Annotated in this window: 12 protein-coding genes; 9 read left to right on the forward strand and 3 right to left on the reverse strand. The window is 37.6% G+C overall.

Annotated elements, in window-relative coordinates; all coding sequences use genetic code 11:
- Positions 1-5: 5 nt before the first annotated feature.
- From dnaK to ACFSFY_RS04815, 8 genes are all read left to right on the forward strand, one after another.
- On the forward strand, positions 6-1,835 hold the full coding sequence (gene dnaK, locus ACFSFY_RS04780) for a molecular chaperone DnaK (RefSeq protein WP_381536024.1): 1,830 nt from the start codon (positions 6-8) through the stop codon (positions 1,833-1,835).
- A gap of 327 nt (positions 1,836-2,162) precedes the next feature.
- On the forward strand, positions 2,163-3,287 hold the full coding sequence (gene dnaJ / locus ACFSFY_RS04785; protein ID WP_381536025.1) for a molecular chaperone DnaJ: 1,125 nt from the start codon (positions 2,163-2,165) through the stop codon (positions 3,285-3,287).
- A 15-nt stretch (positions 3,288-3,302) separates the two neighbouring features.
- The gene (prmA, locus tag ACFSFY_RS04790) at positions 3,303-4,247 is read left to right on the forward strand and encodes a 50S ribosomal protein L11 methyltransferase (RefSeq protein WP_381536026.1); all 945 of its coding nucleotides are present in this window, start codon (positions 3,303-3,305) and stop codon (positions 4,245-4,247) included.
- 5 nt (positions 4,248-4,252) lie between these two features.
- Complete coding sequence (locus tag ACFSFY_RS04795) at positions 4,253-4,993, forward strand: 16S rRNA (uracil(1498)-N(3))-methyltransferase (protein ID WP_381536027.1); 741 nt, start codon at positions 4,253-4,255, stop codon at positions 4,991-4,993.
- A 368-nt stretch (positions 4,994-5,361) separates the two neighbouring features.
- The gene (locus ACFSFY_RS04800; protein ID WP_381536028.1) at positions 5,362-6,642 is read left to right on the forward strand and encodes a RecT family recombinase; all 1,281 of its coding nucleotides are present in this window, start codon (positions 5,362-5,364) and stop codon (positions 6,640-6,642) included.
- Positions 6,643-6,644: 2 nt separating this feature from the next.
- Positions 6,645-7,430, forward strand: a complete 786-nt coding sequence (locus tag ACFSFY_RS04805; protein WP_381536029.1) for a hypothetical protein — start codon at positions 6,645-6,647, stop codon at positions 7,428-7,430.
- 72 nt (positions 7,431-7,502) lie between these two features.
- Positions 7,503-7,976, forward strand: a complete 474-nt coding sequence (locus ACFSFY_RS04810; protein WP_381536030.1) for a single-stranded DNA-binding protein — start codon at positions 7,503-7,505, stop codon at positions 7,974-7,976.
- An 85-nt stretch (positions 7,977-8,061) separates the two neighbouring features.
- Complete coding sequence (locus ACFSFY_RS04815; RefSeq protein WP_381536031.1) at positions 8,062-8,766, forward strand: PD-(D/E)XK nuclease family protein; 705 nt, start codon at positions 8,062-8,064, stop codon at positions 8,764-8,766.
- A gap of 880 nt (positions 8,767-9,646) precedes the next feature.
- On the opposite strand, the gene ACFSFY_RS04820 is transcribed toward ACFSFY_RS04815, so the two are convergent.
- From ACFSFY_RS04820 to ACFSFY_RS04830, 3 genes are all read right to left on the reverse strand, one after another.
- Positions 9,647-10,240 (reverse strand): hypothetical protein, encoded by a 594-nt coding sequence (locus ACFSFY_RS04820; RefSeq protein WP_381536032.1) that lies wholly within the window; start codon positions 10,238-10,240, stop codon positions 9,647-9,649.
- Between the two features lie 25 nt (positions 10,241-10,265).
- Complete coding sequence (locus tag ACFSFY_RS04825) at positions 10,266-10,787, reverse strand: matrixin family metalloprotease (protein WP_381536033.1); 522 nt, start codon at positions 10,785-10,787, stop codon at positions 10,266-10,268.
- 278 nt (positions 10,788-11,065) lie between these two features.
- Entirely contained in the window at positions 11,066-11,716 is a 651-nt protein-coding gene (locus ACFSFY_RS04830; protein ID WP_381536034.1) for a transposase, read from the reverse strand.
- A gap of 601 nt (positions 11,717-12,317) precedes the next feature.
- On the opposite strand from ACFSFY_RS04830, the gene ACFSFY_RS04835 reads away from it, so the two are divergent.
- Positions 12,318-12,683, forward strand: coding sequence for a hypothetical protein (locus ACFSFY_RS04835; RefSeq protein ID WP_381536035.1), 366 nt, complete (start codon positions 12,318-12,320; stop codon positions 12,681-12,683).
- Positions 12,684-12,736 lie beyond the last annotated feature (53 nt).

The following is a 12,736-nucleotide window of genomic DNA, read 5'->3' on the forward strand; positions in this document are numbered from 1 at the left end:
TGATTATGAGTAAAATTATTGGTATTGACTTAGGAACAACAAACTCGGTAGTAGCGGTATATGAAGGCGGAGAGCCGAAAGTAATTCCAAATCCAGAAGGCAACCGTACAACTCCTTCTGTCGTTTCATTTAAAAATGGGGAACGTCAAGTTGGTGAAGTAGCGAAGCGTCAATCGATTACAAACCCGAATACGATTATGTCTGTTAAACGTCAAATGGGTTCAGATTACAAAGTGAAAGTTGAAGAAACTGAATATACTCCACAAGAAGTTTCGGCAATGATTCTTCAGTACATGAAGAGTTATGCAGAAGAATATCTTGGTGAAAAAGTAACTAAAGCTGTAATTACAGTTCCTGCTTACTTTAGTGATGCACAGCGTCAAGCAACACAAGATGCAGGTAAAATTGCTGGACTAGAAGTAGAGCGTATTATTAACGAGCCTACGGCAGCAGCACTTGCTTACGGTCTTGATAAAATGGATGAGGATCAAACGATTCTAGTTTATGACCTTGGTGGAGGTACATTTGACGTATCTGTACTTGAATTAGGAGACGGCGTATTCCAAGTATTGTCAACTGCTGGAGATAACAAACTAGGTGGAGACGATTTTGACGATGTCATTATCGACTATCTTGTTGAAGAATTCCGTAAAGATAATGGAATCGATCTTTCTAAAGATAAAATGGCAATGCAACGTTTGAAAGATGGTGCTGAAAAAGCGAAAAAAGATCTTTCAGGTGTCACTTCTGCACAAATCTCATTGCCGTTTATTACAGCTGGAGATTCAGGACCACTTCACCTAGAAGTTACACTTACACGTGCGAAATTTGATGAAATTACTGCACATCTTGTTGAGCGTTCAATGGTACCGACTCGTCAAGCACTTAAAGATGCAGATCTTACGGCAGCACAAATTGACCGTGTAATTTTAGTTGGAGGATCAACTCGTATTCCCGCTGTTCAAGAAGCAATCCAGAAAGAAACAGGAAAAGAGCCTTATAAAGGTGTTAACCCTGATGAAGTAGTCGCTTTAGGAGCAGCAGTTCAAGGATCGATTTTGAGCGGAGACGTAACAGACGTTGTACTTCTTGACGTAACTCCACTTTCACTAGGTATCGAAACAATGGGGAACGTATTCACAAAACTTATTGAGCGCAACACTACGATTCCAACAAGTAAATCACAAGTATTTTCAACAGCTGCAGACAACCAGCCTGCTGTAGATATCCATGTACTTCAAGGTGAGCGTCCAATGTCTAGTGACAATAAAACTCTCGGTCGTTTCCAATTGACGGATATTCCACCAGCTCAGCGTGGTGTTCCACAAATCGAAGTAACATTTGATATCGATAAAAACGGTATTGTAACAGTTAAAGCGAAAGATCTTGGTACACAAAAAGAACAAGATATTACAATTCAAGCAAGCTCTTCACTAACAGATGAAGATATCGAGCGCATGGTTAAAGAAGCGGAAGAAAATGCTGAAGCTGATAAAACGCGTAAAGAAGAAGCAGATTTGAAAAATGATGCAGACCAGTTAGTATTTATGGCTGAAAAAACAGTTAAAGATCTAGAAGGTAAAGTTTCTGAAGACGAAGTGAAACAAGTTGAAGAAGCCAAAGAAGAGTTGAAAACGGCTTTAGAAGCAGCAGACTTTACAGAAATTCGCACGAAGAAAGATAAGCTAGAAGAACTTGTACAGCAAATGTCTGTAAAATTATATGAACAAGCTGCTGCAGAAGCTGAAGCGGCAGAAGGTTCAGAAACTGCTGAAGCAGAAGATGATGGTGTAGTTGACGCTGATTTTGAAGAAGTTGACGAAGACAAGAAATAAGTACGAAAAGTTATTTTATTAAGAGGAAAGAATAGTGAGTTTCAATAATTTTTAGAAAGCATTAAAAAAGCGTGTGAGGCTTGAGTAATTCATGTAATTGTGATTTTGAGTGAAGTTATGTATTCGCAAATCTTTTAAACAAATTGCATGACCTGTTAAACTCAGGCCTTCGGCTTTCGCTATTCCACCACTTATATAGAATAGTTATGTAAGAGTTGACGGAAAGGTCAAAGTCCGATATTCCGGCTTTGACCTTTTCTTTTTTAACAATAAATGATTCTGCATGGTACAATAGTCAGCATGTAAATGTTTTGGGAGAGTGAAGTAATGAGTAAACGTGATTTTTATGAAGTGCTTGGATTAACAAAATCAGCAACAAAAGAGGAAATTCGAAAATCGTATAGAACTTTATCGAAAAAGTATCATCCTGATTTAAACAAAGCAGATGATGCTGTTGAAAAGTTTAAAGAAGTTACAGAAGCTTATGAAATCTTAAGTGACGAGTCTAAGAAAGCAAACTATGATAGATTCGGTCATACGGATCCAAATCAAGGCTTTGGCGGCGGCGGTTTTGGTGGCGGAGCGGATAACTTTGGTTTTGAAGATATATTCAGTACGTTTTTTGGTGGTAACACACGACGTCGTGATCCAAATGCTCCTAGAAAAGGAAGCGATTTGCAATACACGATGACGATCGATTTCATGGAAGCCGTTTTTGGAAAAGAAACTGAAATCGAAGTACCTAAAGATGAAACATGTGATACATGTAAGGGTAGTGGTGCGAAAAAAGGAACTTCAGCTACAACATGTAAACATTGTAGTGGTACTGGTGAAATTAGTGTAACTCAAGAGACGCCATTAGGCCGTATGGTAAATCGTAGAGCATGTAATCATTGTCAAGGAACAGGTAAAATTATTCCGGAAAAATGTACAACATGTCACGGTGAAGGAACAGTAACGAAACGCAAGAAAATCAAAGTTACAATTCCTGAAGGTGTCGATGATGGCCAACAATTACGTGTTTCGGGTCAAGGAGAACCGGGTGTTAACGGTGGACCAGCAGGTGACTTATACATCGTATTCCGCGTAAAAGCGCATGAACGATTTATTCGTGAAGAGGATGACATTTACCTTGAGCTTGGACTTTCTTATCCGCAAGCAGCACTTGGCGATGAAATTGAAGTTCCAACGGTTCAAGGAGTCGTCAAATTGAAAATTCCTGCCGGCACACAAACAGGAACAAGATTCCGTCTAAAAGGCAAAGGTGTTAAAAATGTTCACGGACGTGGTATAGGTGATCAACATGTTGTTGTGAAAATTATTACACCGAATAAAATGTCTGAAAAACAAAAAGAACTTATGCGTGAATTTGCTGCTATAAGTGGCAATTCACTAGATGAATATTCAAGTTCATTATTTGATAAAATAAGACGCACTATAAAAGGTGACTGAAGGAGTTGACTCAACTTGAAATGGTCCGAAATTGCAATCCACACTACGCATGAAGCTACTGAAGCTGTAGCCAATATTTTGCATGAATCTGGTGCAAGTGGAGTTATCATAGAAGACTCAGACGAACCTGATCTTATTCACGAAGACCGCTTTGGTGAAATTTATGAACTTGATAAAAATGATTTTCCTAATGATGGTGTAATAGTCAAAGCCTATTTGCCGATTAACAGCTTCTTAATTGAGACGATGACGGAAATTGAGCATTCGATAGGTAAATTAGCGAGTTTTGGACTAGACGTTGGGGCAAATAGCATTCAAACAAATGAAGTTGATGATGAAGATTGGGCAACTGCTTGGAAGAAGTATTACCACCCAGTTAAGATTTCTGAACGCTTTACAATCGTACCTACTTGGGAAGAATATGAACCTGTTGAGTCTGATGAGTTAATAATCGAGCTTGATCCAGGTATGGCTTTTGGAACAGGTACACATCCAACAACCGTTATGTGTTTACAAGCGTTGGAAAAGCATGTTCAACCAGCAGATGTAGTGGTTGACGTTGGTACGGGCTCTGGGGTGCTATCTATTGGTGCTGCTCTTCTAGGGGCATCTAGTGTTCAAGCGCTTGATTTGGATTATGTTGCCGTAGTTGCAGCGAAAGAAAATGTAGAATTGAATAAAGTTGAGTCAATTGTGAATGTTACTCATGGTAATCTTTTGGAATCGGTTCATATTCAGCCGAATATTATTATTGCAAATATATTGGCGGAAGTTATTATTAGTTTTTCAGAAGATGCGTATACTTTATTGCCTAAAGACGGTCTTTTTATAGTCTCAGGAATCATAGGACAAAAAAGAGATTTAGTGAAATCAGATCTTGTCGGTAAAGGATTCGAAATAATTGAATCTGTATTAATGGAAGACTGGGTTGCAATCGTTGCCCGGAAAAGGGATGTGTGACGACGTTGCAACGCTATTTTCTTGATGAACCGTTTGACGAAAACGGTAAAACAGTAATTGGGAAAGATGATAGCAAACATATCGTACGTGTAATGCGTATGAATGTAGGCGATCAAATAATTGCAGTTCATAGCGGAGTTGCTTATACGGCAATAATTCGTGAATTAGGTGAAGAAACAGTTTTTATTGAACGTGAAAATGATGCTCTTCCTTCTAATGAAATGCCTGTACATGTAACAATCGCTTGTGGACTTCCAAAAGGCGATAAATTCGATTTAATCGTACAAAAAGGTACAGAGTTAGGAATGAGTGCACTCATTCCTTTTAAAGCGGAAAGGTCAGTCGTTAAATGGGATGAAAAACGTGGTCAAAAAAAGATTGAACGCTTACAGAAGATTGCAAAAGAGGCTGCTGAGCAATGTCATCGATCCAACATCCCGAGTATTGAAAATCCGTTTACTTTAGCTCAGTTACTTGAGGTCGCAAATAACTATGATATATTGCTTATTGCTGACGAAGAGGATGCGAAGAAAGATGAGCGAAATCGCATTGCTGACCGATTGAAAACGATAAAGCCAAATCAAAGTGTTCTTGTGGTTTTTGGACCAGAAGGGGGTCTTTCAAGAAATGAAGCTCATGCATTTTTTGCAAAAGGTTTTCTTTCAACCTCTCTTGGACCTCGTATACTAAGAACGGAAACAGCTCCACTCTTTTTATTATCTGCAATGTCTTGCGAATTTGAATGAAGGAGGTGAGCAGCCATGTCTTCAGTTGCGTTTCACACGCTGGGCTGTGCGGTAGTAAACTTAAATATGATTGTGTCCGACTCTTTGAGAAAAGTTAGGCAGACGTATTACGTCACAAAACTGCTTTATGCACACTAGATACTTACGCATTATTTGCGTGATATATATTTTAAAAGCCGATTGATCCCACTATGGGTGACATTGGCTTTTTTTGTTTCAAAAAATTGAAAGGAGTGCTGATATGAAATGACATGAGAACAAAACAACTTTCGTTTTCAGTTACTGTGGGTTACATAAAAGTCGATTGATCCCTAAATGGGTGAAGTCGGCTTTTTTATTTATACAAAATACAAAAGGAGATGGTTTAAGTGGAAAAAGTATTGACGTTTACAAACGAACAGAAGTCGTTGATTTGGAATCGGTTCGTGCAGCCAGCAAATGGAACTCAAGAAGAGGCGAATCATTTTATTGAAGTGTGTGAAACGTTCGGCTTGAATCCTTTGCTTGGTGACATTGTTTTTCAACGTTATGAAACGAAGAATGGACCGAATACATCTTTCATTACTACTCGCGATGGGTTGCTTCGTGTAGCGACTACGCAAGAAGGCTATGTAGGACCTCCAAACGCTAACGTAGTGAGAGAAGGAGATACATTCGAGTTCATTCCTTCAGAGGGAAGTGTGCGGCATGAGTTCGGTCAGAAGCGTGGTCCTATTCTTGGTGCCTATGCTGTCATGCATCATAAGCGTTTTAGGCCTGTAGCCGTATTCGTGGATTTCCAGGAATACTTTCAAGCAAATTCAGGAGAACTTAATTCAAGGTATAACAATAAAAACGTTTGGGATAAAATGCCCTCGGCTATGATCCAGAAAATAGCTGAAGTCTTCGTCCTTCGTCGTCAGTTCCCACTGGGTGGTTTGTACACTCGTGAAGAAATGTCGCTCGAAGAAAACGATAACGGTAATAGTGGACATGCAGACATTCCGAACCAGTCTAATCCAGCCCCACAAAAACAAAACGAAGTGGCTGAGCAGCAAGAATCTCCTGAAGAAGCCGGTCAACAGCCAAAGGAAAACGCTGTCGAAGGGGTATTCATCCTACAAAGTTTTGAAAAAGGGGTAAGTCCACAAAATGTTCCGTTTGCAAAATTGAACGTAATGAACAAAGCAAGCAGTGAAGTAAGTCTTGTTTTGGTAAAAGAGAACGAAGAAACAATTGATTCTCTGAGTCATGTTCAAATGGGAACAGAATTATCATTGGTAATCAAAAATGAAAGTGGTTTTAACTTCCTTGAAGCGTTCAAGATGATTCAAACAGACGAGCAAAATATTCAAGTTGAATCAGCACCCGAACAAATAGAACCTATTCAACAAGAAACTCAGTTAGCTTCTGATTCTGCAGAACCACTAGAAGCATTCATTATGGAAAAATACGAACCAGGTACAACACCAGCTGGCGTATCTTTTGCGAAAATGTATGTGAAAAAAATTGCGGATAATAAGCAATCTATGGTTTTTGCACAAGGTCAAGAAGCGGTTGAGAAAACGAAGCATCTTTCCAAAGGTAGCGAATTTGCAATGCAGACTCGTATCGAAAATGGATTTACGTTTTTCGTGAAATTGGAAGATGCAAATAAAAGGAGTGCTTGATTATGCTCCCAGAGATCTTAACAGTGGCCGAGGAATATGGACTAACATTCAATCCTCGGTATCACGGTAAAAAGGAAACGCTTTGCAAATGCACATTCTGCGAAGAAGATTCTAAGCCTGGAAAAGGTAATAAGTTTTACCTATCTTTAAATACACAAGATCAAGTGTACAAATGTTGGTACTGTGGCGTTTCCGGTGGCGTTTTAGACTTCGAAGCAAAGTTGTCAGGTCTTCCTTATAACAAAGTACGTGAAAAGTATTTTGGGAAAAGAAAGAAACCAGTACATCCTGTCGAAAGTTTAAATGCACGTCAGCTTCGATTAATCGGATGGGCTGAATACAAACGAAAAGACCGTCATGATTTCAAAAAGAATCGAGAAGCGGTTTTAAGAGATTGGAAAAAATATGAGCACGGGGAACTGGTAAAACACTTTGCTTTGTTCATGGTGATTGCTCATATTGAAAATCAAACAGAACGCCAAAAAGAACTTCTTCAATACGTCATTCAGTCGTGTCATAATACACGAATTTATTTGTTGTTCAATCAACTTTTAGCTGAATACGTGAAAGATGAAGAGGAACGTAGCGATTGGGCTAAAGAAGGTACTGAAATAGCACGGGGGGCATGGAAAGCGTCGTTATCAACCTACGACTTTGAAATGGATAAAGTCGTGTACAACGTCGTTTTTCTCTATTACTTACTAGAAATGGATAAAAAGAAAATGCCCATAAAAGATACGCATAAAAAAGAATCTATCGTGAATGACAACATGTCTTTCGCTAATTAAAATATCCGTCACCCTTTACGGAGGAGAAATAGGGACGTGGCTTTAAAATAGTTACGAGAAAAGGAGAACACTATGAATAACGTCAGTTTAGTAGGTCGTTTAACGAAAGAGCCAGAATTGAAATATACACAAAACGGTGTGGCAGTATGTAACTTTACACTTGCAATCAATCGTCCTTTTAAAAATGCGAATGGTGAAAATGAAGCTGACTTTATCATGGTTCAAGTTTGGAGGAAGTCGGCTGAAAATGCAGTAAACTTTCTTAAAAAAGGTAGTCAAGCAGCTGTGAATGGTCGTATTAATACTCGTCACTATGAAAACGACAAAGGTGATCGTGTATACGTTACAGAGGTAGTCGCTGACTTTGTACAGTTCCTAGATCCTAAACCAGAAGGTCAGGGCAATCAACCACAGCAAGGACAAGGGAACTACCAGAAACAACCGAATCCATATGTTGGTAACAGTAACGCTCAAAATCAAAATAGAAATCAATTCGAAACAGGTGGAGGTCCTGTTGCAGTAAGCGATGATGACTTGCCATTTTAGCACCTAAGAGTAATTAAGTAGAAGGAGATTGGATATCCAGTCTCCTTTTTTTCTTGAGAACAATGAGAAGAAAGGAGAGATCATATTGATTTATTCTTTTTCACGTCTAAATCTTTACACAGCCTGTCCTTACCGATTCTTTAAGAAGTACATTGAAGGATACGAAGAACCGACCACCTATCCATTAGCTTTGGGTAAAGGTGTTCATAAAGCAGTCGAAGATAAAATTAATGGCGTGTCTCATTCAGAAGCCGTTTTAAACGGGATGATTGAAGCTGAGTTTCATCCGGAAGTGACTATGGATGAAATGTCAAAGTTGGTGAGTCATGCACCGATTAAAGAGGACATGGGTGAAACGGAGATTTATTTTCAGCTACCTCTTTCTGATGTAGATTCAGCCCCGATGTTACAAGGTTATATTGATCTTGTGTCACCAGACGGAAGTAAGATAGTTGATTGGAAAACAAATCGAGTTAGGTACGATGTTCGGGACAACCATCAGGTAGGCCTGTATGCGTGGGCTATTGGTCAATTAAAGAACAGAACACAAGTTGAAGGAAATCTGTATTTTCTTCGATTCGGAAGAGCGAGCAAGTACGTATTCAATCAGTTAGATATGGAGAGGTCCAGACAGTGGGCTTTAGGTGTAGCAAAGGAAATCAATTCCAAGCGGGAGATTTTAGACTTACTACCAGAAGAAGCGGGTCGATTATTCTCGTCAAATCCTTCTAGTCATTGTAGGCATTGCCCATTTGCTATTGAATGCTATCGAAAGTTTAGTAGTTATTAACGGATGAAAACATAACAAAGCTAGCACCGATGCGGCTTATCTCCTTCGGTGTTTTTTGTGTTCAATAAATAGTGGAGGAGGGGTATTTACATGATTATGCTAACAGTAATGGAAGCAGTCACAATTATAAGTGCAGGCGGCGGCATTGCAATCCTGGCTTATTTGGTTGGTTTAAATCAAGTAAAGAAAAAAATGGATACTCTGTAAGTAGTAAATTAAGTCTTTCGGTTTTGAATCGCAAAACACTTAATAGACAACCGATTAGAACAACGGGCTGTCTATTTTTTTGATTTATATGAGTTTGGCAAATTTTCTAGTTTTTATTGTACCAAAATTTTATACCCCAATTAACAAGGTTACAATAATAATTGTAACCTTGTTAATTCATTTTTTTGTATTTGCAAAACTTCTCTTTTCCATAATGGCCCTCATTTTTTGAATAACTGTTAATTTAAAGTTTTTCCTATACGTATATTTTACAATAAGGATTTTTAGTCATATTGCCAGTGTAACTTTCTAAATTGGGTTTATTATTAATTTGATATCCACTACTTTGATGATTGGGGAAAAATGTCGGTATATGGAGTAAGTCTAAGATAAGCCCTAAATCGGAATCGTAGATAAAAAATATGAAAAGAGCCTAAAGCTCCTTTCATTTAGCGGTAGCATTATGATTTTAGATTTACAACGATAATTCTAAAAACCTTGTATAAGTAGGGTTAATTTACTAATGCTTAATAAATTTTTCAACAAATAAACATTTCCAGTATTCTATATGACCTGTATTACAAGCTTTATAGTTGTTAAATAATTCATTTTTAATGTGAAAAATAGCTTAGACTTGTAAATTTAGTTTTTGTGACTGTAACCTGTCTTTGGATTATTTATTATTATATTTTGCTTTGGCCTCTTTGAAAATATTGTTTAATAAATCACTATTATTACTTAAAACTTTAGAATCTTTATTAACTTCTGTTTCGTCGCTTTTTAGAGGAATCTTTCCAAATGTAACACCGCGGGTTGAGAACATACCATTATCTACCGGAATTAAAAATAATAGATACTCCCCTCCAACGGTCATTTTTTCATATCCATTAACATGGTAAGTAGTATTTGTCTTTTTATCATAATAGGCTAACTCCGATATTGAAATATTTTCACTAGACTTAACTATTTCATTACTCTCACTATTCTTATAGACTTTATCAATTTTAAATATGGATTCAGTATATCCACCATTCACTTCATCATCAATTTCTGATCTTGAAATTTCAGTTCTTTTTTCCTCAAGCTTTGTCCCACGAATAATAATTGATGTCCCGTTTTCCAATTCTTTTAAAGAATCAAAGCCATCTGTTTTTCCATCAAATACAACGTTTTTTGGAGAAGAATCATCTGATGGATTTCCTAAAACAAGAATTACCATAGCACTTACCATCAATATTAAAATAATAGCAACATTAATTTTTTTCATTCTGGGATAAACCTCCTCTAAAAATTTAATATTTTGCTGAAATACCAGCTTTATCATCAGATAAAGGAAAATCCTTATCATTAAAGCCATACTGACGCATTACAGAAACTGAATCGTTCTTTTTTTGTGTATGATCCAATCCGAGCGCATGTCCGACCTCATGAACAGCAGTTTCCATTCTTCGTAGCGAATTTAATTCAACTCGCCACTTTTTATAAAAAGTGATATTACCACTTCCTCTATGAATTGCATAAGTATCTCCCCAGTAATTGTCTACATATTCCAATTTGACATCTGCACCAGCTGGCAAAGATCCTTCTTTTGTAAATTCAATTTCCGGAAGTGGATTCCAAGCCGTCAGTCCTCTTTTTACTTCGCTTTTTAATCCATAATTATCGAAAGCGCCATGAATCCAGTAATAAGCATCTTTCGGAGTATACAATTTGTTACTAAGAAACTGATAAGCGTTACTAGAATTAGGTAGTAGCATTGTTGAGAAACACATACCGAAAACTAGCAACATAGATATTTTTTTTCTGAGTTTCATGAATATTCCTCCTACTCTGTACTTTCAAATTATGATATTATTAATTTGAAAGTAAAGGAAGATTTATTTTTAAAATAAACAAATAATAATAAATATACTTTTTAAGCCCAGTGGAAATATGTCAAGCCCCTAAAAAAAGGAGAATTGGAAATTCATTGCGACTGCTAGGTGTAAACTTCGGTTTATAGGCATATCCAAATAAACCTCGCAATTTCAATCGTTAAATGGACTAAAATGGAAGTCGATTTAGGTGCTGAAAAGGAAGAGAATGCGTGTAATTACTCTCCCCTTTCTTGTGGCATGTACAGTTGATTCGTGCGTAGTAGTTTTCTAGCGGTTAGGACGAGAGCACGTTTGTGTTGATGCTTAGTGACTTCTTTGCATTTCTTTTGATAAAAGGCTTTATATTTGGCCTCGTGTTTGCGGATGGCGTCTGCGACTTGTGCAAGGCAATACCGTAGGTATTTACTTCCAGTCCGCATTCGACCTGTATTTTCGGCTTCCAATTCACCCGATTGATAATGGGTCCAAACAAGACCCGCAAATTTCGCTAATGCCTGATGGTCTTTAAACCGCTTAATATCACCTATTTCAGCAAGAAGACCACCTGCATAAACGGGGCCAATGACTTTTACAGACGTTAAAGTTTGTGTAATGCCTTTCATCATCCAATCAATTTCTTTATCAAGGCGTATAATTTGGCTTTCCATGTGTCGAATCGTGCTTAAAATCACAGACAGTGACAAATTGATTGGATTGGACATCATTTTATCCAAGCGATAGGAATTACGTGCGAGCTTTTGAAGATACTTCGCACCTTCTGTATCGTTAGAAACAGAAAAACCAGCTAGTGTATGCCCCTCGCCATGCATGAAATGGACATGATGGGAGCGGAAACTCAGGTCGACACCGATTAGCATCTGTGACATGCCAATCACCTCCTGAGGTGTAATTAATCAAGATTGTCTCAGATCTGGGTGCCCAGCCGAATCATCGATGTCTGCCTCGTTATTAGCAATCAAAGGGAAGAAGACCAAAATGAGCGCTACACTCTCTTCTTCACCAACGTCGCAGCCAGTGGTTAGACCTTCAATAATGAACGATGGGTAGCAGGCCTATTAAGCAGTATAGCTAAGTGTCCGCAAGGAGTGAGAGCTATTTCATGTGTCAATCTTGTCCGTTCCATTGTCTCACGGGCACGGTCTGAGAGAAAAGTAATTTGAAATAAAAAAGGACGAAGTCCTATAATGGAGTCTCCTCCATCCCTCGTCCAAACGGTATGAAATTGGGCAATTCAAATAAGCAGGTAAGCGCCTGTCAGCTAGTATTATTTTTGAAACTAGGTAAATGATGATTTATCCTTTTGGCCTCCTCGATAAATCAGGGGTCAAACAGGTAAAACATAAAAGAGTGAGAAAGCCAAAGGCAACCATCTCCTATAGGAAATCCAACAGATTCTCCAGCTGTCCGAATCAACTGGAAATTCTATCGGAAAGAGCTTTTACTACTAATATACGAGGAGTGAATTATATGAAATACAAATTAATACCCGTTGTTATACTACTAATTATTGTAATGTCATTAACAGGATGTAACAAAGAAAGAAACGCGAAAAAGTATGATGCAGCTATTAATCAAGTTATCACTTTAGAAAATAAATATTTACAAAGTGAGGGAATATTAAATGAGACTGAAATTCTAAAAAGAGAAGACATAGGCATTATTGTTTATAAAAAAGGGGGATTCATTAGTCTTATATATGAAATAGGGTCACATAAAAAAATTGAATCTCTATATAAAAAAAATATGAATGATAACTATAAAAATTATCCAAACACTAAAAAGAGGGAGTGTCAATATTTATGTGTAAATGACAATCCAACCTTTTCATTGTGAATATCACTTATTTCTTTTTTATAGCTTATGAATAGAGCTTATTTGCTCTAGAT

This window comes from Sporosarcina siberiensis (genome assembly GCF_042681925.1).
Classification (GTDB): Bacteria; Bacillota; Bacilli; order Bacillales_A; family Planococcaceae; genus Sporosarcina; species Sporosarcina siberiensis.